Origin of the sequence: Lysobacter sp. Hz25, assembly GCF_046097045.1 — a bacterium.
GTDB classification, from domain to species: domain Bacteria; phylum Pseudomonadota; class Gammaproteobacteria; order Xanthomonadales; family Xanthomonadaceae; genus Lysobacter; species Lysobacter antibioticus_B.
This window is the reverse complement of the sequence record NZ_CP175666.1, coordinates 796,140-815,428: the sequence shown is the minus strand read 5'-3', so window position 1 is coordinate 815,428 and position 19,289 is coordinate 796,140. Positions and strand designations below refer to the sequence as shown.

At 68.1% G+C, this 19,289-nt stretch carries 11 protein-coding genes; 5 read left to right on the top strand and 6 right to left on the bottom strand.

Features of this window, described 5'->3' with window-relative positions; all coding sequences use genetic code 11:
• On the top strand, positions 1–208 hold a 208-nt coding region (locus tag ACKN61_RS03370; RefSeq protein WP_408952313.1), incomplete at its 5' end, for a hypothetical protein.
• Between the two features lie 124 nt (positions 209–332).
• Here the strand turns inward: ACKN61_RS03370 and ACKN61_RS03365 are convergent.
• Positions 333–854: a DUF4189 domain-containing protein gene (locus tag ACKN61_RS03365; protein WP_408952312.1), complete on the bottom strand. Its 522-nt coding sequence runs from the start codon at positions 852–854 to the stop codon at positions 333–335.
• On the bottom strand, positions 854–1,981 hold the full coding sequence (locus ACKN61_RS03360) for a type IV secretion system protein (protein ID WP_408952311.1): 1,128 nt from the start codon (positions 1,979–1,981) through the stop codon (positions 854–856). Before ACKN61_RS03360 ends, ACKN61_RS03365 begins: the two co-directional genes overlap by 1 nt.
• An 821-nt stretch (positions 1,982–2,802) precedes the next feature.
• Between ACKN61_RS03360 and ACKN61_RS03355 the strand changes: the two genes are divergently transcribed.
• The 4 genes from ACKN61_RS03355 to ACKN61_RS03340 all read left to right on the top strand — a co-directional run bounded on the left by ACKN61_RS03355 (position 2,803) and on the right by ACKN61_RS03340 (position 6,475).
• Positions 2,803–3,378, top strand: a complete 576-nt coding sequence (locus ACKN61_RS03355) for a response regulator transcription factor (RefSeq protein WP_161786049.1) — start codon at positions 2,803–2,805, stop codon at positions 3,376–3,378.
• A 103-nt stretch (positions 3,379–3,481) separates the two neighbouring features.
• Entirely contained in the window at positions 3,482–4,102 is a 621-nt protein-coding gene (locus tag ACKN61_RS03350) for a hypothetical protein (RefSeq protein ID WP_408952310.1), read from the top strand.
• Positions 4,099–5,466 (top strand): XVIPCD domain-containing protein, encoded by a 1,368-nt coding sequence (locus ACKN61_RS03345; RefSeq protein WP_408952309.1) that lies wholly within the window; start codon positions 4,099–4,101, stop codon positions 5,464–5,466. The genes ACKN61_RS03350 and ACKN61_RS03345 overlap by 4 nt, the downstream gene beginning before the upstream one ends.
• 145 nt (positions 5,467–5,611) lie before the next feature.
• Positions 5,612–6,475, top strand: coding sequence for a plasmid replication/partition related protein (locus tag ACKN61_RS03340; protein ID WP_408952308.1), 864 nt, complete (start codon positions 5,612–5,614; stop codon positions 6,473–6,475).
• A 232-nt stretch (positions 6,476–6,707) separates the two neighbouring features.
• On the opposite strand, the gene ACKN61_RS03335 is transcribed toward ACKN61_RS03340, so the two are convergent.
• The 4 genes from ACKN61_RS03335 to ACKN61_RS03320 all read right to left on the bottom strand — a co-directional run bounded on the left by ACKN61_RS03335 (position 6,708) and on the right by ACKN61_RS03320 (position 18,915).
• Positions 6,708–10,523 carry a DUF6923 family protein gene (locus ACKN61_RS03335; protein ID WP_408952307.1) on the bottom strand — a complete coding sequence of 1,272 codons (3,816 nt, stop codon included), beginning with the start codon at positions 10,521–10,523 and terminating at the stop codon, positions 6,708–6,710.
• A gap of 520 nt (positions 10,524–11,043) precedes the next feature.
• On the bottom strand, positions 11,044–14,442 hold the full coding sequence (locus ACKN61_RS03330; RefSeq protein ID WP_408952306.1) for a hypothetical protein: 3,399 nt from the start codon (positions 14,440–14,442) through the stop codon (positions 11,044–11,046).
• 8 nt (positions 14,443–14,450) lie between these two features.
• On the bottom strand, positions 14,451–15,470 hold the full coding sequence (locus ACKN61_RS03325; RefSeq protein ID WP_408952305.1) for an OmpA family protein: 1,020 nt from the start codon (positions 15,468–15,470) through the stop codon (positions 14,451–14,453).
• Between the two features lie 13 nt (positions 15,471–15,483).
• Positions 15,484–18,915 carry a hypothetical protein gene (locus tag ACKN61_RS03320; RefSeq protein WP_408952304.1) on the bottom strand — a complete coding sequence of 1,144 codons (3,432 nt, stop codon included), beginning with the start codon at positions 18,913–18,915 and terminating at the stop codon, positions 15,484–15,486.
• Positions 18,916–19,289: the final 374 nt, after the last annotated feature.

Genomic DNA, 19,289 nt, shown 5'->3' with positions numbered 1-19,289 from the left:
TCCCTGTCCCGATGAAAAACGGCCCGCATCCATGCGGGCCGCCCTCCGGGTCTTCCGTCGCCTTCGCAAGGGCGCTGCGACGCACAGCAACAGCAACAGCAACAGCAACGGCAACGGCAACGGCAACGGCAACGGCAAAGGCAACGGCAAAGGCAAAGGCAAAGGCAAAGAAGGCAACGCTGCTCGGGGCAGGAGCGGCTCCTCATAGGGATTTCGTACGGTCACAAGCCGCGACCGCGCCATGGCGGTCTTGCGCTGCACCTCCCGCGCAAGAAGCAAGCATCGAAACGACGCATTCGCATCGCCCACCTCGACGATACGACACTACATCGCTAACGCTCCCGCACCGGAAAACTGCACTCCGCGTAATACAACTGACAACGCCGATCCTTGCGCGCCTCGCAGGCGCCCAAGCCGATTTCCGCGGCGCGTTCGGCGCTGCTCGCCGTCGTCGTGTCCGATTGGCGGTCGCCGGCGACCACCACCACGCAGCTGTCGCGGTAGCTCATCTCGACCTTGCAGGCCTGGCCGCCGCGCGCGCGGCAATCCTCCAGGGCGATGCGTTTGGCCTCGCGCTTGCTGCGCGTGTCGCTCGCCGCCCCCATGATGCCGGCGGCCGCATCGAAGGCGAGCGCGCCCCATTGGCTGGCCCAACGCGGCCCCGCCGTCCCACGCGGGGCGGGGCTATTGGGCATCGGCGCGCAGGCGTTCGGCGAGGCCGCGGTGTAGGGGACCATGCCCGGCGGGCATCCTCCTTCGGCCCAGGCGGCACTCGCCGCGGCGCACACCAACACCAGCGCGACGATGCGGAGCGTGGGCTTGCGAGCGATGGATTTTCGATCCGGCATCGCCATCAGACCCTCCGCACCGAATCTTCGCCGCGCGACTCGCGCCCCGACGGCGGCCGGCCGAGTTCGTGCGCCGCCCCGGTCATCAAGGCCGGCGTGGCGGCACGCTGCTCGCCGCCCGACTGCGGCGACAAATGCGACCCGGCCGAGGCCTGGCCCGATGTCGCGGGCGCAGCGCCGGCACCGCCGCCGAACGCCGAGTAATGCACGAAGTTGCCCATGGTGCCGTTGAAGAACACCGCCGCCACCGGCGGTGCGACGACGATGAAGGTGGTCAGGATCAGGCCGATGCCGCCCTGCTGCATCGCCAGGCTGGTCATACCCTCGGCGTCGAGACCGACGATGCCGTTGAACGCCTTCGACACCCAGAACGCGACCGCCACTTTCGCCAGCAGTTTCATCGCCATCGCAGTGACCACGCTCAGTGTCGCCATCGAGAACAAGGTGCCCAGGCCGTACAACAGCCAACGACGGAACATGTCCTTGGTCTGCTCGAAGAGCAGGCACAGGATGAACAAGGGGCCGAGACCGATGAACACGGCGATGCCGAATTTGTACAACAGCAACATCGCGCCGGCCGTCATCGCCGGACTGGCCGAACCGAAGCCGGCGAACAACAAGGCCCGCGCCTTCTCCTCACGCATCGCATCGTCGCCGTCGACGACCTGCACCGCATCGATAGCGGCCAGGGCGACCTGGGTATAGGCCAGGTTCTCATCGATGCTGTCGGCGGCAGTGCGTCCCTCGACGCCGGTGAACACCTGATGGATCTCGCGGTCCAGGCTGTCGGTGAACAAGCCGTGCAAACTGCCGCCGAACATCGACATGCCGGTGGCGGCCGATACGATGACGGCGACCCGCATCGCATTGACGACCAAGGCCATCATCGGCTCGCGCGATTGCCCGGTGACGATGCGGTAACCCGCCAACAACACCCACAAGGTCACCAGCGTCAGGGCGATGCTGCTGGCCCAGGCCATCATCCGCCCCATCAGCTGCAGGCCGAAGGCATCGATCTCGTGGCTGAAGTAGCCGTCGATCAGCTTGTAGAAGGCGAAGTCGCCCAGCCCCGACTGGATGCCAGCGAGGTACGCCTCATGCAGTCCACTCGACACCCGATCCATCCCTGCCATTGCGTTCCCCTTCGTTGCGGCCGGGCTTGCCGACAAGGCGGCCCGCTGACCGGTGCCTGATTACGGCGCCGCCTTGGACCTGCGCACTCTGCGCAGCCATCCGGAAGCCTCTCCTCCGGCCTGGAAAAACCTTACGAATCGCAGCCACGCACACGGACCCGCGATGGCCCCCTCGCCCGATGGCGCGGCCGTTGCGTCGTGCGGCAATGTGATGCGTGCGCCTCGAAGGCGGTTGTTTACGGCGACGGTTCGGATCGCGTGGTTCGGGCCGTGCTTCCAGGGTCGTGCTTCCCGAGTCGTGCTGTACGTACCGTGCTTTCCGGCTCGTGCTTTACGAATCGTGCTTTACGAATCGTGCTTCCGGATGGTGTTTTACCAATCGAGCGGCCCGGGTCGCGCCATGCAAGTCGCGTTGCCCAGGTCGCACCGCCCGAATCGCAGGACGGCAGGCCCACGCTTCAGAGCGGATATCCGCCGCGCGATACCGCGACGCGGGCGTCTCGTCGCCGTTCGCAAGCCTTCGTCTGCGAGTGCGGCGGCGGGCGGCGGCGTCGCTGCGGATGCATCGCAGCGACATCGAATCCGTGAGTGAGGCTAGCACCGGAGTTCCGGAATGCGTTGTAGGAAAACTCTGATTCGTCGTGCGCGTTTGGCCACGCCTTGTAGACAAATGTCTACGTTCTTGTGGACACAAAGCAAATTCGAGAAGCGATGCTTGCCAACTCTGGGGTTTTGTTGAGATTAGGTGTCATCCAGATGGATCTGACTTGGCAAGAGAGTTCGTAATGATCCGCGTCTTCATGATCGACGATCACCCCCTCATGCGCACCGGAATGCGCTGGGTCCTGGAAGAAGCGGGCGACATCGAAGTGGTCGGCGAAGCCGCCAACGGTCGCGATGCGCTGGCCTTGATTCCGACATTCGCCATCGACCTGGTGGTGTGCGATTTCGACCTGCCCGATACCGACGGCCTCGACCTGACCCGCCGCCTGCTGCGACAGGACCCGGAGCGCAAAGTCCTGATCGTCTCGATGCTCGAACGCAGCCCGATTCCGCGGCGCTTGCTCGCCGCGGGCGCATTGGGCTACGTCAGCAAGACCAGCGATCCGCTGGTGGTCTTGCGCGCAGTGCGCGAAGTGGCCAGCGGCCGGCGCTTCCTAGACAACGCCCTGGCCTGCCAGGTGTTGTTCGACTCTTCGCCGTTCGATCAGCTCAGCCCGCGCGAACTCGAAGTGGCGATGCTGATGGTCAAGGGCGAAAGCATTCGCCGCATCGCCGATTCGTTGCGCGTCACCGAGTCGACCGTGCGTACGATCCGCTCGCGCGTGTTCGACAAGCTCGATGTCAGGGGCGATGCGTCCCTGGTCTATCTCGCGGTCGAGCATGGCCTCGCCTGACCGCGCGACGCCGCGCACGGTGCCATCGACCGCCGCGACCACGACAGCGGCGCTGCCGAGTCGTTGCCGCAGCGGCGCTCATCCACCTTCGCCACGAGCTTGTATGCGCCCTTCCCCCGCCGCGCCCGGCCTGGTCCTCGTCTGGGTCCTGGCCCTCGCTGCCTGTTCGAACTTCTCCGAGCCGACCATGCCGCACTACCGACGCAATCCGCATCCGCAGCAGCGTTACGAGATCACCCTGCGTCTCGACGATGCACCCGGGCCGGTGTTGACGCTGCAGGGCGCGGCCCAGTACGAGGTGACGGACCTGTCCTGCGTGCCCGAGCTGGCGGGCACCGGGGTACGGCCGGTGCCGCGATACAGCTTGCCGGCGACCTATATCCGCACCGCAGCCAACCGCTATGTCATCGCCGTGCACGCCGATGCGATGCGCGACGAGGATTACCACGGCCTCGGCGTCTGCCGTTGGAAGCTCGCCGCCCTGCACGTCAGCCTGCACCTCGCCGACCGCCAGCATCGCGACATCGCCATCGACCCGACGCTGCCGGGCGAGGCGCTGCTGTCCGGGCGCGGCAGCACCCTGCACTTCTGGCGCGACGGGCGTCCGCGGGTCAATCCGCAGGATGCAGTCGCCCTGGATTACCAAGGCCCGCGCACTTACCGCGAGGAGATCCGCGCGGACGTCTTCTCCGTCACCTTCATTCCGAGGGCGAGCACGCCATGAGCACGAACAGCCAGCAGTACGCGAACCTCGCCAGCGACGCCTACAGCCCCTACGAGCCGGGGCGCCGCGCCAGGGGCCTGGAAGAAAAAGTGCGCATCGACGAGGTGACCTACAAAGTCATCGAGCACGTCGACCGTCCGTCCGGTTACCAGGGCACGATCTACCAACGCCTGGACACCGGCGCCATCGTGGTCGCACACCGCGGCACCGAATTCGGCCGCGAGTTCGTCAAGGACGGTCTGCTCGCCGACGGCGGCATGATCGCTGCGCGCGTCAACCGCCAGGCCGACGATGCCATCGGCCTGACCCGCCGCGCCGTGGAATATGCGCAAGGCTTGAAACACGAACTCGGCCGCGACGTGCCGGTGTCGGTCACCGGTCATTCGCTCGGCGGTTGCCTGGCGCAGATCAGCGCCTACCGTTTCGGTCTAGGCGGCGAGACCTTCAACCCCTATGGCGCCGCAAGCCTGCGCGATCGCATCCCCGAGGGCGGCATCCAGGTGCTCAATCACGTCATGGCCGGCGACATGGTCAGCGCCGCCGGCCGGCATTTCGGCCGGGTCCGCATGTACGCGGTCGAACAGGAGGTCGATACCTTGACCCGGGTCGGCCGCTATGCCGACAACGGCGACCGCCTCGACATCCGCTACGCCTTGCCCGCGGCCGCGGCCGGTTGGGAGTCGCATCGCATGCATCACTTTCTCCCGGTCGACGGCGAGGGGCGGCGCGACCGCTCGGTGCTCGACGACCCGCAGGCGCAACGACTGGCGCAGCAGCATCGGCCGATGTTCGACAAGTACCGCAGCGACATGCTGTTGACCCGCGAAGGCGCATCGATCGCGGCGGCGCTCGCGCAGGGCGCGCGCGGCGTGGCCGGCGAGATCCTGCGCCACTTGCCCGATCGGCCGCAAAACCCGTTCGACGAGAGCTCGCGACGCCTGCCGCCATTGCCGGCCGCGGCCTCCAGCGACCCACGCCTGGCCGAGCACCCGGACCACCGCTTGTACGGGCAGGTCCGCGCCGGCGTCGCCGCGGTCCAGCAAGGCCAGGGCCTTAGGCGCGGCGAAGACGGCGAACGCACCGCCGCGAGCCTGCTGGTGCTGGCCAAGCGCAGCGGCTTGAGCCGCGTCGATCAGGTCGTCGCCGGCCACGCCCCGGGCCAGCCCGAGCAGTTGTTCGTGGTCCAGGGCGATCCGCGCGACCCGGCCCATGTCCGCGCACAGATGCCGGCCGCCGACGCGGCGAAGACGCCGGTCGCCGAATCGTTGCGCGAACTCGCCGCCCTCAACGCCCGGGCGCCTGCGCAAGCCGCAGCGCTCGACGCTCAGGACCAGATCCGCCCAGCGCCGATGCGCCCTCACTGAGCCTGCCGCAGGGGGCGATCCGGCTCCTCCGCCGCACCGCGCCAACACCGGCGCGACCGGCAAGGCCGCAGGCCAGGATGGGCACAGGGCTGACCGATGGGCCGCATCTGCCTACAATGCCGCGCCCGAAGTTGCAGTGCCCGTCATGGAAATTCTCGTCAACCCAGAGCTCAAAGCCTATATCGACCCGCTGACCGAGGAAGAGCACGAAGCGCTGGAGCGCAGCATCCTCGCCGAGGGTTGCCGCGACGCGCTGGTGCTGTGGGGCGACGTCCTGGTCGACGGCCACAACCGCTACGGCATCTGCCGCAAGCACGGCCTGCCGTTCCAGACCGTGCAGAACCCGCGCTTCCAGTCGATCGACGACGTCTACCTGTGGATGATCGACCAGCACCTCGGCCGGCGCAGCGTGTCCGACTTCCAGCGCGGCGTGCTGGCCCTGCGCAAGCGCGAGATCCTGGCCGAGCGCGCCGCTGCCGGCGCACCGGCGGCGGTAACGGCCGACGCTGGCAACGACGACGCCCCCTGGGACACCTCGGCGGCCGAACCGGGCGCCGACACGCCGCCGCCCGCCGCGGCAGCCGCGGCGAAGCCGGCGCCGGGCGCGCGCAAGCAACGCGGCGAGATCGCCCGCGAGGCGCGCCTGAGCACCGCCCAGGTCGGCCTGATCGAAACCATCCACAAGCAGGCGGCGCCGGAAGTGGTGGCGGCGGTGAAATCGGGCACGTTGTCGCTCAATGCCGCCGCCGCGGTCGCGACCTTGCCGGAAGACGAACAGCGCGCCGCGGCCCTGGCCGGCAAAAGCGAACTCAAGGAAGCGGCCAAGCGCGTGCGCGAATCGCGGCGCAAACCGCGCGAGCCGCGCGAAGGCGATGAGGGCGAAACCTCGGCGCTGGACGCCGCGCTCGCCGACCAGGTGCTGGCATTGCGCCAACGCGTGGCCGAGCTGACCGCCGAGAACGAATCGCTGCGCGAACAACTCGCACTGTTGCAGGCCGCCGTGGCCTGACGAAGACCGCAGCTTGAGGGTGGCAGCCGCCTGATCGCAGGCCACGGCCTGAGGCTCGTAGCCGCCCGAGCGCAAGGCCACGGCCAGAGGACCGCACCGGCCCGACCGAAGGCGGCGGTTACGCGGCCGCCCAGCCAGACCGAAAGCCGCGGCTACGAAGCCACGCCGCCCTTACCGCCGGCCCCGGCGGCCTGCGTTTGCGCCCTCGCCGTCGAGCGAGGGCGCATCGGCCTCAGTTGACCACGCAGGTCAAGGTGACGGTCACCGTACCGCCGTTGACCAGATTACCGAGCGCCACGCCGGCATCGAGCGCCGCCAAGGTCAGTGGAGTGCCCGGGCAGGCCGCGCCGACGCAGGTCGGCGGCGCCGTGCAGGTCAGGTTGCTGCGGCCGGCCGCCGGGTCGCGCAGCACCGCGCCGGTCACCGCATCCGGGCCGGCGTTGCTGACCACGATGGTGTAGGTGGTCGTCGCGCCGCGCACCAAGGTGTCGTTGGCCTGGTCGATGTCGCCGTTCACGCCCGGCGTATTGGTCTTGGTGATCGACAGGTCGGCGAGCGGCGCGCGCGTATTGCTGAAGGTGCAAGTCAGGTCGTCGCCGGCCGCGGCGGTAAGGTTGAAGCTGATGCCGCTGCCGCTCGGCGTCTGCCCGCCTGCCAATGCATTGGTGCAGGCATAGGTCGTCGTATAGCTGGACAGATTGGTGGCGGCCGCGCCGGCTTCGCTCAGGGTGTAGGCGCCACCGCCGGTCGCCGGGTTGATGATCGCGACTTCGGTCGGCGTATTGGTGCTGCCGGTGGTGGTGACCGTGCTCGGGCCGCCCGTCCCGCCGATCGTCAGGACGAACTGATCGGTCGCGACGAAGCGCCCCAACGGCAATGCTTTCTGCAGACGCAGGATCGGCTGCCGGCTATTGGTGAACGTACAGGTGATATTGGCGCCGGCCGCGGTCGCCGCGGCATCGAGTACCACATTGCGGTTAGCCAGGTCCGCCGTCGCCGTGCCGCCGCTGGCCAGTCCGGTACAGGTGATGTCGGTGACCGCATAGCCCGCCACCGCGGCTTCGGTGATCGTCGTCGCCACGCCCACGGTCGTAAGCGTCTGGATGACGCCGCTGACCGGCGTGCCGGCCACGGTGGTGGTCAGCGTCTGCGCGACCACGCCATTGGTGCCGGTGAAGTTGAAGGCGCCGACGCCGCCGAGACTGATCTTGCTGATCGTCAGGCGCGACACCGAAGTGTCGGAATCGGTCGCCTGATTGTTGGCGGTATTGGCCTCGCTGGTGCCGGTACCGGCCGTGACGGTGGCGGTGTTGCTCAAGGCGCCGGTGAAGTTCGCCGGCACCGTTACGGTCAGCAGATAAGTCACCGAGCCTCCGACCGGCAGGTCGACGGTCGCGTCGTTGATCGCGCCGCTGCCGCTCGCCGCGCACACGCCGCCCGCGCTGCCGCTGCAGGTCCAGCTCGCGGTGGTGATGCCGGCGGGCAAGGGATCGCTGACGGTCGCATTCTGCGCACCGAACGGGCCGCTGTTGCTGACCACGATGGTGTAGACGACGTTCGTGCCCGGCGTGTACGTGTCGTTGGCCTGGTCGACGTTGCCGTTGACCCCTGGCGTATTGGTCTTGGTCAGCGCCAGGTCGGCGCCGAAGGTGATGTTGGCGGTCGCGCAGTTGGAGCCGTCGTTCGAGCTCGAACCCGGCGCGCCGGAGATCAGGGTGGCCGCGCCGGTCGCCAGGTCGAACTGGTAGAAGCCGCTGGGCGGGTTGTTGCCGGAACCGAACAGACCGTTCGGCGCACCGTATATGGCGCCGAAGAAGCCGGCCGGCAAGCCGTTAGGGGGACCGATGCTGGTGACCGCGCCGGTGGCCGGATTGACCGACACCAGTTGGCCGCCGTTGGTGACGCCATACAGCAGGCCGCCGACCCAGGCCCAGTCGGCGATGTTGATCGCCGCGCTCAGGGTGACCGGCGTGGCGGTCAAGGTGGCCACGTTGATCGCGTACATCGTCGTGCCGGCGGCGACGTTGTCCTTGACGTAGAGAATGTTGGCGGCAGTACCGAAAGCGCCGCTGATATACGTCGCGACCGGTAGCCCGCTGACCGCGCCGAGACTGACGGTGGTACCGTCGGCGCCTATCCTGACCAGAGTATTGGTATTGCTCGTCACCAGGCCGTATTGGTAGTTGTCGCCGGTGTTGTAGCCGACCGCGTTGTACAGCAGGTTGGTGGTGCCGACCGGATTGAAGGTCAGCGGATTGGTGCTGGTGCCGATCTGGTACAGCGTGGTCGGTGTCGGCGCGCCCGGCGACTGCTCCAGCCACAACCGCGCATCGCAGACCCCGAAATTGGGCTGGGGCGTGTCGGTGTCGGACGCGGTGTTGTTGGCCGGAGCGGTGTCGACGCCGTTATTCGGCAACGCAATCTGCGCGATGTTGGTCAAATTGCCGGTGGCGTTGGCGGCCACGGTTCCGGAGATGGTGAAGGTAACGCTGCCTCCCGAAGGCAAGGTCGGTATGTTCACCCCGCTTGCCTGCATGTTCGCTACCGATAGCTGCCCCGGGGCAGCTCCGACGCTGGGGCAGACAGCGCCTCCCACCGGGCTGGCGCAGGTCACGCTGGCCACCGCGAAGTTCGCAATGGCCGGATCGGTGAAAACCGCGTTCGTCACCGATGCGGGCCCTGCGTTGCTCGCGACCAGCACATAGCTGAACGACTGGCCCGCTCCATAGATCGTCTGGTTATTGGTCTTGGTGATGGCCAGGTCGGCGCAGGCGACGGTGAAGTTGGCGGTGGCCGAGTTGTCGGTCGGGTCGATGTCGGAGAAGCCGTCGGTCGCCGAGAAATTGGCGCTGGCCGTGTTGGGAACGCTGGCGCCGCAGGTCGCTGCGGCCGCCACGGTGCCGCTGATGGTGAAGGTCAGCACCCCACCCGGCGCGAGCGTATAGCCGCCGGTGAAGGCCAGATTGCCCGAGCCGCTGGCGGCCGGACAGGTCGATCCGGCGGTGGCGCTGCAAGTCCAGGTGGCGCCGGTGACCGAGGCCGGCAAGGTATCGGTGATATCCGGTGCGTTAGCGGCATCAATCGACGGCGCCTGATTGCCCGGGTCGGTGATGTTGATGTCGGTATTGGCGATGGTGACGGTGTAGCTCATCGGCTGGCCGCGGAACAACGGTGTGGCCGACACCGTCTTGGTCACGGCGATATCGGCCGGCGCCGCAGCGGTCAACTCACGCACTTCGTGGATGTTGTTGAGGCCGCCGGTGGCCCCGCCGAAACCCATGCGCAGATTGCTGGGCGCGGTGTAGGGAAAATTGAGTTCCGACAGCACGGTAGTGACGGCGCCGCCGTTCTGGCCGACGCCGACCGACACCCGGTAGCCGCCCGAGCCATTGGGCATCAGCACGATGCGGGCGCGATCGGCGGCAGGCCGCACGGTTACGGTCGGCACGTCGATGCCGCCGCTGAGCAAGGTGCGCGAGATGAAGCGATTGTTGTCGCTCAGGGGGCCACGGACCACGACATTGTCGGCGCCGGCGCCGCCGGGGCTGCCGCTCAACGGCGAACAACCGCCGGCGACGCCCGGAGCTTGCCCGGAGAAATTGCCGAATTCGTCCAGGCCGATGCCCAGGTAACCGCCGAGACCGTCGCAATATCCCAGGCCTGCGCCGGGCAGGGCCCCGACCATGCTTTGGGTCGCGTCGTACAGGAAGAAGCTGATGCCGTCGGCGCCGTTGCCGCCCCAGATTACGTAGTCGAACTCGACGATGACGCCGTTGCTCGAGGGCAAGGTGCCGCCGGTAAACAGGGCATTGCCGATCTGGGTGCCCTGGTCCGTGGTCAGGCGCAACCAACCGCTGCCGTTGGCGTCGTTGGTGCTGTTGCCGTCGGCGATCAGGCCATAACCGCCGGTCAGGATGCCGCTGTCGTTATTGGTCAGGGCGTTGTTGGTGCCGAGGATGGTCCAACCCGGCGCGGTGCTGTTGGTAAACGCCTGGGCGACCTTGAACTGAGCCTGCGCCGGGGTGCCGGCCAAGCCGCCCAGCAGCATCGCCGACAGCGCAATCGCCTTGGCCGCACGCCGCGGCGCCGTCGCGATCCTTGCCGATATCGGTTCTGCCCCCTGCCGGACACCGACAAGCGCGCTCTGCCCTCTGCGCGAACGACCTGGTTTCCCCATGCCCCACCCCTTGTGTGACATGTATAAAAGTAAAGCAGCACACTCGGTCGCGGGGAGACGGCCGGCTCGATTTCCATGAACTTACGTGAGTCCCGACGAGCGGTCGCGAAGCGACGAAGTCCGATGACGATCCCGCCGCGCGCGAATCTCCCGCGGTCGGCGATGCTTCGATCGCTTCCTGAAGACGATTGCTCACGGCGATACGCGCCCCTCAGCAACGACTTGCGTCGGCTGGCGGTGCGAGCGCGGTAAGTTCGTCGTCCCGGCGGGCCTGAACGAATCTAAAGGCGTTTATGCCCGGACGGGGCGGCCTGCAGGGCCATGTATCGCCGCCTTGCGGACGGAGCTCGGCCCGCCGTCGTCGCGACGGGCCGAGACGGTCGTGTCGGCCTCAGCGCTCGCCGCCGTGGTGTCGCGCCCGCTCGATCGGCTGGTTCGCCGATTCGGTCGCCTGTTGCGGCGCCGCCGGCGCCTTGCTTTCGAAACGCAGGGCCGGTTGCCCGGATTCGGTCTCGACCGAGCGCACCTCGCCGTTGGCGCGGCGCGCCTTGACCTGCTCCAGCACCGGGTTGCTGCACGAGCCTTCGATGAAGTCGGCGCGCTGCAACTCGCCGTTCTTGAGATCGACGAACAAGCTGTGGGCGTCGCCGGCATTGCGGTTGCTCGACGTGGTCAGCCGGCTGTCGCGCGGCAAGGTGGTCGAGTCGACCTTCAACACATGGGTCACCGGACGCAGCCCGCAATAGCTGTACTTGCCTTCGACGTCGCTGATCAGATAGGTGCCGTCCTCGAAATACAGGCGCACGCCGGGGATACCGAGCTCCTCGCGATCCTTCACCGAATCGAGGTTGCAGTCGACGAAGATCTGTCCGACCACGCAGCCCTCGTCGGAAAACACCCCTCCACGGATCTCGACCTTCCACTGCGACAGGTTCGAGCACGGACGCAGGCCGCTGCCGGCCGTGCATTCGGCCTGGGCGCGGTTGATGCCGTCGCCCTGCTGCGCGCCGACGCCGATGCGCACGCGATAGCGCACCAACGCTTCGGCGCCGGGCGCGAGGCGATCGAGGGCGATGCGCAGCACCGGTCCGGGCGCGCCGCTCAGCGACACCAGGGTCGCACCGCGCACTTGCACGGTGTCGGCGACGAGGCGGAAACCGGCCGGCAGGCGGTCGACCAGCACCGGCGCCAGGGCTAGGCCGGCGCCGTTGTTGCGGATGCGCACGCTGTAAGAAACAAGGTCGCCGACCTCGGCTTCGCGCACCGAGCCGATCTTCTCGACGCTGAGCACCGCATCGGTCGACGGTAACGGCGTATCGACACAGGCATCGTCGCGCAGCGTGCGGCCAGCCACCGTCAACAAAGCTTCGTTGAACAGACCGCGCCCGCTACTGCCGGCGACGCAGGCATTGTTGGACGGGTCGGCGATCACCGAGGCGGCGACGCGCACCCGCAGTTCCAGCGTATAAGCATCGCTGGCGCTTGCGGCGAGATCGCGCGCGTTGGCGAGCGCCCACGGGCCTATGCCGTTGACCGCGATGCTGGCGCCGTTACGGGTCGCAGTCGCCGCCAGCACGCTGACGCCGGCGCCGAACTGCGGCGTGTCGCTGAGGTCGTAACGGCCGACCGCGGCGCCCTGGTTGCGCACCACGATCGCGTAACGCACCAGGAATTCGTCGGCGGTGCCCGGCACGGCCTGCGGCTCGCCCTGCGCGTCCTTGCTCACGCTCAACACCGTCGCCACCGGCGTGCCAACGCAATGCGCGGGGTCGGCCGCGATGTCGCAACCGGGCGGTGGCGTGGCGCAGCCGTTCGGGTCGTTGGCCGGGTCGCAAGCGACCGGCGGCGGCGTGCCGGTGTTGTCGGTGATCAGGTTGTAGATGCCGCTCACGCCGGCGGGAATCGGGTCGACCACGCGCACCACGAAGCTCGCTTCGGCGGTGCCGCCGTTGCCGGCGATCGGCCCGGCCACGGTCAGGGTGCAGGGACGCGCGCCGGCATCGCCGATCGCACAGCCCGCTACGCTCGCGCCGCTCACCGACACCAACGTGGTATGCGCCGGCAACAACTCGTAGAAGCTGTGGTTGCTCGCGGACACCGCGCTGCCGTTGGTCAGGGTCAGGGTATAGCTCAGGGTTTCGCCCGGCTCGGCCTGGCCGGGCAGGTTGCCGGTCTCGCCGCTCAGGCGCTTGGCCACGGTCACGGTCGGCTGGATCACCGGCGTTTGCACGCAGTGATTCGGGTCGGTCGCGGCGTTGCAGCCCGGCGGCGGCGCGGTGCAGCCGTTCGGGTCGGTGGCCGGATCGCAGCCGCCCGGCGGTGGATTGCCGGTGTCGTCGGTGACGAGGTTGTAGATGCTCGCGACCGACGCCGGGATCGGATCGACCACGCGCACCACGAAGCTCACCGCGGCGCTGCCGCCGTTGGCCGCGATCGGGCCGGCCACGGTCAGGGTGCAGGCGCGCGCGCCGGCATCGCCGACCGCGCAACCGGCGACGCTGGCGCCGCTCACCGACACCAGGCGGGTATGCGCCGGCAGCAATTCGTAGAAGCTGTGAGCGCTCGCGGCCGCGCCGCCGCTGTTGCTCAGGATCAAGGTATAGGTCAGCGTTTCGCCGGCCTCGGCGCGGCCGGCGACGTTGCCGGACTCGGCCGACAGCGTCTTCGCGACCGTCACGCGCGGACCGGTCGGGATCTGCGCGCAACCGGGCAGAGTCGGGTCGCTGTTGCAATCGGGCGGGCCTTTGTCCGGGTTGTAGGCGCGATTGAGGATGCGCGCGACGCCGGCCGGTATCGGGTCGACCACGGTCACCGCGACGTTGAGACTCAGGCTCGCACCGGGCGCGATGCTGAGGTTGCGCCAGGCCACCGTGCCGCCGCTCGCTGCGCCGTCGTGAGTGCCGCCGTTGTCGGACGACACGTAGACGGTGTTGGCGTCGAGGTTGTCGAGGACGTCGTAGTTGATCGCGGTCAGGTTGCCGATGTTGCGCAGAGTGATGGTGTAGTTCAGCGCCTCGCCGGGTTCGGCGATGCCGTTGCCGTTGGCGTCGGTCACGCTCTTGGCCAGGGTCACGTCGCTGGCGCAGGTGTCCAGCGCGGTCAACGAGATGTCGTCGAGGGCGAGGTCGTTGCCGGCGCCGCCGGGGCTGTTATTGACGACTTCCAGGCGCAGGCTCGACTGGGTCGGGACGAAGCTCACGCCGTACTCGTTCCAGGTCAGCACGGTGCCGGGCAGTTCCGGAATGTCGCCGCTGCTGACGCTGCCGAGCACCGCGCCGGTGCCCGGGTCGACGATGCGGAAGGTGACGTTGGGGTCGATATCGCCGTCGCCGGGCAGGTATTCCTGCACGTTGGTCAGCCAGGCGGTGAAGTCGTGGCGCACGCCGACCGCCAGGCCGGTGAAGTCGCGCGAATAGAACACGCCGGGGTCGAAGTCGGCGTTGACCAGCATCATGTAGCCGTTCGGATCACCGGTGTGGTCGGTGCCGTCGCGCCAGGCGATGTTGCCGCCGTCGCTGCGCGGCGATTGCACCAGGGAGTACTCGCCGTCGTTGACCCGGCAATCCGGGCCGATGCACGGCGGTGCGGTGTCTTCGTAACGGTAGGTGGTCTGCGCCGGCGACAGCGGCGGACCGATGCGGCTGGCGCCGGCACCGAAACCGAAGCTTTCGTTGAACAGCGGCGCGCAGGTCTGCGCCGCGACGGGCGCGACCGGCAGCGCCGCGGCGAGCAGCAGCGCTGCCGCGCGCGGCAACCAGGCGCGCAGGCGAGAGGAGTTTGCGATGGCCATGCCGGTCCTCACTTCGCCGCGGTCCGGACTTCGATCTGCACGCGACGATCGGGCTGCAGGCATTGCTTCAATGCCGCGGTCGCACGCTCGCCGACACAGCCCTGGCTGACCGGTTCGCGTTCGCCGCGCCCTTCGGCGCTGATCGGCGTACGCACGCCCTGCCCCAGCAGATAGGCGCGCACGGTATCGGCGCGCTGCCGCGACAGACGTTGGTTGTAGGCCTCGCTGCCGAGCCGGTCGCTGTGGCCGACGACGTTGAAGCCGGTCACCTCGGTGCGCTCGCGCAGTTCGGCGGCGAGCGCATCCAGCCGACCCTTGCCGCGCGGCAACAGGCCGGCAAGGTCGCCGCGATCGAACGCGAACAACGCATCGGCCGACAGCTCGTAGTTCGCCTGCTGCGACGGCGGCACCTGCTGCGACGGCGGCGATGGGCAGGCCTCGGCGGCGGCTTCGGCGCGCGCCGACAAGTCTTCGGCGATCTGGATGTAGGGCTTGGCATGGCGCCAGCCGCCGTCGTGGATCTCGTTGCCGGCGTGCACCAGCTCGACTTCGGCGCAGGCGGTGGCCTGGCGCGCGCAACGGAAGCCGGCGTGGCCGCGCAAGGCGTCGTAACGCGCCCACAGGTCGGGGCGCAGTTTCTCGGCGCCGTTGACCAGCGGGGTTTCGCTGCCCGGATCGGTGCCGGCTTCGAGCGCGGCGATCAGCCTGGCCGATTCGGCCAACGCCGCCTGCGGGTAGCCACCGCGGTCGTTGCGGCTGTACTCGTGGAAGCTGGTGTCGAGCCAGCACTGCGCTTTCGACAGCGCGTAGTCGTCGACTTCGACGCCACGATCGTTGAGCGCCTTGATCCGCGCCTGCGCCGCTTCATAAATTTGGTGATCGGCGTGGATGGCCGCGTTGGCGATGCGCTGCGGCGCCGGCGTCAAGCTCTCCGACGCGGACTGGCTTTGCGCCGGCGATGCGGTGAGGCCGATCAGCGCGAGCAACACCGACAGGTGCCGACGATCCTTCGTTGGGTGGTGTTTCATCACTCGATACTCCTCAGCGCGGCAAGGCGGGGTTGGTCGCGGGGTCGTTGCCGCGGAACAGGGTTTCGTCGAACTTGAAGCGAAGGCGCAGATACGCGCCCTGGTTGGTGTATTCGCCCTGGGTCAGGTCGTCGTCGCGGAAGCCGCGCAGGTTGTAGCCGGCCGACAGCCACAGGTTGTCCTTGACCAGATAGCCCAGCTCGGCGCCGAAGGCGTACTGGCGCGCACCGCCGGGGCTCCACATCTGCGCCGCGAGGGCACTGACGTCCCAACGTTCGGACACGTCGTAGGTCAGCCGGCCCGAAGCCAGATAAGCGGTGTAGCGATCGCTGCGCCCGTCGAAGTAGTCGCGCTGGCGCTTGCCGGCGAGACGGCCGCTGAGCCACCACGGCCGCGACGGGTGCCAGTCGGCGTGCACCGACAGCACGTGTTTGTCGAAACCTTCGTTGCCCAGCACGAAGCGGTCGTCGCCGTCGACGGGAAAGCCACCGCTGCCGAGGCCGCTGTTGGCCAGGCTGCTGTCGCGACGCGTCCAGAATTCGTATTTACCGAGCACGTTGAGGCGGTTGCGATCGGTGTCGCGATAAGCGAAGCCGAGCTGGAAGCGGTCTTCGTAACTGTCCTGGGCATCGCCGTCGTAGCGGTTGCGCAGGTGGTAGTTGCGCAGCAGGCCGGTCCAGTCGCGATTGAGCTTGCGTGCAAGGGTGAAGGTCGACAGCCAGGTGTCGTAGCCCTGGCTCAGCCACGGCACCGTGGTCGGCAGGCCGGTGACCGGATCGTTCGGCAGGACGTTGTCGCCGACGTGGTCGCTGCGCCGCCACTCCAGGCGGCCGCTGATCAGCCACAACTCGTCCGGACGCCATTCCGCGGCGAGGCTCGCCGCGGTGGCTTCCTGGCCGCGGCCGTCGAGCACCTGCAATTTCTCCAGGCCGGTCTGCAGGCTCAGCGCCGGCGTCACCCGCCAGCGATTGCGCAGGCCGTTGGCCCATTGCAATTGGCGCGCGCCGTAAGCGTCGTACATGCGGTATTCGCTGAACACCGTGCTGCCGTCCATGTACTCGGTGTCGAGGCCGTAGACGAAGGCATTGCTTTCGTAGGGGCTGGCATGGCGACAGCCGGCGGCGTCGACCGTGCCCTCGGCGGTCGCTACCGACGCCAGGCCGGTGTTCCATTCATAGCGGCCGTACAAGCGCGTCTTGTCGTGCACGCGCAGGCCCGCGCCGAGCGCGGCGCGGCGATGCTCGCTGTGGCTCAGATCCTGCTCAACCTCGGCGCTGAGGTCGAAGCGTTCGTCGACGCGCCACTGCGCGGCCACGCGCAGGGCGGTGTATTCGACCGGCACGCCGGCCAGGCCGTTGCCGACCCAACTGCCGTACTGGCCGCTCCAGCCGTAGCCGGTGTTGTACAGGGTCTGGCCGGTGCCGGGATTGATCGCGTTCGGCGAGCCGCCGTAGAAACCGCCGCCGAACCCCGGCGCGACCACGCCGACGCCGAACGGCGCGGTGATCGGCGCCGGTACCGACAGGCCGTTGCCGTAACCGTAGCGGCCGGCGCGTTCGTCGACCCGGTTGGCGCCGACTTCGAGGGTGAAGGCTTCGTTCGGCGTGTAACGCACGCCGGCCTGCAACTGGTCGCGGCGCGCGCCGCTGACCGTGTCTTCGATATGCGCGCCCTGCGCGTACAGGCCCCAGGTTTCGTCGAGGCGCAGTTGCGCATCCAGGCCGCCCTGCTTGCGCCCGCCGATGAACGACGAAGCGGGGCTATTGAAGCCCGCGTCGCTTTCGCCGTACCAGGCACTGATGTCGCTGCGTTCGCCGCGATGGCCGAAGACCAGGCGCCAGGCATCGCCTTCGACCTGATCGCTGCGCAGCGGGTCGATCGGGCCGCCGTTGACGGCCGCGCCCGGCAACGCGGTGTACAGCAGCCCCGGCAAGGTGTTGTAGGCGCTGCGGCTGCGCGCCACTTCGCCGCTGAGCCAGGTCCGCTCGCCGAAATGCACGCTGGCGTTGGCGCTGGCCAGCTCATAAGGCGAAAGGGGGTTTTCGTCCTTGACGTAGCTGCCGCCGAGCTCGAAGCGCTCGTTGACGCGGTATTGGCCGTTGGCGCCGTAGACCCAGTAGCGCTCGCCGCCCTGGTCGACTTCGTAGCTGATGCGCACCGACACCGGGTTGAGCGCGGCATCGACCGACGGCACCGATTGCGCGAACAGGATGCGGCCGCTGAAGGGCTCGAAGGTGTAGTCGACGAAGCGCTGCATCGGCTTGACCTCGACGATGCGCGAGGGCGCGTGGCGGTCGCGCACGATCATCTCCACGCGTTCGCTGCCGAGCACCGCGCCGGCGCTGTTGCTGACGGTGTACGGGCCTGACAGGCCGCGCCCGGGGAATTCCTCGATCACCTGGCGCAGGTTGTCGTAGGCGGCGAACACGTCGAGCGCGCCGCGCGCGCCTTCGGCATGCGCGCGCAGACCGGTCATGGCGCGGTGGTACTGGCCGAGGTCGCGCGTCGCGACCGGGGCGACACTGCCCTGCCCGTTGCGCTGGCTGAAACCGTCGCCGGTAACGATGTCGCCGTACAACAGATAATTGCGGTCTTTGTCCAGGCGCAGATACAGGCGACTGTTGCTGCGCGCCTCGAAGCCGACGATGGAGGCGTCGCCATAGACAGGGTACCAACGCTCCGGGTCGAGATCGCGGAACAGGCGGTCGCGATCGGGCTTGTCGCTGTCGTAGGCCATGGTCAGCAAGGCATCGCCGCGGACCTTGCCCTTGAGGAAGAACGCCGTGCGCAAGGCCGCGCTACGCTTGCCGTCGCCGGAACGCCGCGACCAGTTGCGTATCTCGTCCTCGAAGCCGTCCTCGGGCCGCGCCTGACTGAGGCTCAAAGGGTTCTTGCGGTCGAAGCTGACGATGCCTTCGACCAGGCCCACCGCGATCATCTCGCGTAGCGCCGGCACGAAGCCGATCTCGCCCTTGGCCACCGCCTCACCCGCGGACACTTGCACCTGCACGCGCTGCGGTTCGATCGGCGCCAACAGCCAGACCTGCGCGGCACCGTCTTTCGCCATGAGCTGGAAGCCGGGCATCACCGCATCGAGGTCGCGCGGCGCCAGGCCGAACTGGTCGCTGCTCGCGCCCGGCAACTGGAAGCGACCGGCCGAAGACTCCAAGGTCAGTACCGTCTCGCCCGGCAGCGACCGACCGTCGCGGTCGAGCACCTGGATGTCGAGTTTCGCCGGGGTCTGGCCATCGGCCGGCAGGCTGTCGCGATCGACGGCGACGCGGATCGTCGCGGCCGGCTGCGGTGCCAGGCGTTGCGCCAACAGCGGCGCGGGTAAAGGTCGATCGGTCTTGAATTGAGCCTGGGCCGTGCCGCACACCGCGGCGATGGCACAGGCAAGTGTGCTCAGCGCACTCCGGCGCAGAAGTCGTTCCGCTTGACGCATATCCTTGCTTCCCTCGTTTACAACCCGAGGCGGGCTGTCCGGTAAGGCAGAGAGAGGCCACAGCCCGAAGAGCGGCGACTCGCATCTCTATAATTTTGTGACGTGAATCACAATTTCGACTTAGAGACGCAAGCGACGTGCCAAGCTCGGCAACAACGGCCCGGCAGGGAAAATTTGTGACGTTAATCAACATTAATGACACATAGTGACGTCATGCGTCACTCATTTGTGTCAGTTCATTGCGCGCGATCGTGCAAAGCACATTAGTCGTCGCGCAGGCACGCGAGCCTTGCGCCGAGTCGCATGCGAGGCTGCTTTCTTCGTCGGCAATCGACCTGCCGCGCGCGACGGGCGGCTACGCTCGACAGCGTGAA

Excerpts from the sequence above, each read along its gene's own strand:
- ACKN61_RS03365 (WP_408952312.1), bottom strand. The coding sequence starts at position 854 with ATGGCGATGCCGGATCGAAAATCCATCGCTCGCAAGCCCACGCTCCGC.
- ACKN61_RS03360 (WP_408952311.1), bottom strand. The coding sequence starts at position 1,981 with ATGGCAGGGATGGATCGGGTGTCGAGTGGACTGCATGAGGCGTACCTC.
- ACKN61_RS03355 (WP_161786049.1), top strand. The coding sequence starts at position 2,803 with ATGCGCACCGGAATGCGCTGGGTCCTGGAAGAAGCGGGCGACATCGAA.
- ACKN61_RS03350 (WP_408952310.1), top strand. The coding sequence starts at position 3,482 with ATGCGCCCTTCCCCCGCCGCGCCCGGCCTGGTCCTCGTCTGGGTCCTG.
- ACKN61_RS03345 (WP_408952309.1), top strand. The coding sequence starts at position 4,099 with ATGAGCACGAACAGCCAGCAGTACGCGAACCTCGCCAGCGACGCCTAC.
- ACKN61_RS03340 (WP_408952308.1), top strand. The coding sequence starts at position 5,612 with ATGGAAATTCTCGTCAACCCAGAGCTCAAAGCCTATATCGACCCGCTG.
- ACKN61_RS03335 (WP_408952307.1), bottom strand. The coding sequence starts at position 10,523 with ATGCTGCTGGGCGGCTTGGCCGGCACCCCGGCGCAGGCTCAGTTCAAG.
- ACKN61_RS03330 (WP_408952306.1), bottom strand. The coding sequence starts at position 14,442 with ATGGCCATCGCAAACTCCTCTCGCCTGCGCGCCTGGTTGCCGCGCGCG.
- ACKN61_RS03325 (WP_408952305.1), bottom strand. The coding sequence starts at position 15,470 with ATGAAACACCACCCAACGAAGGATCGTCGGCACCTGTCGGTGTTGCTC.
- ACKN61_RS03320 (WP_408952304.1), bottom strand. The coding sequence starts at position 18,915 with ATGCGTCAAGCGGAACGACTTCTGCGCCGGAGTGCGCTGAGCACACTT.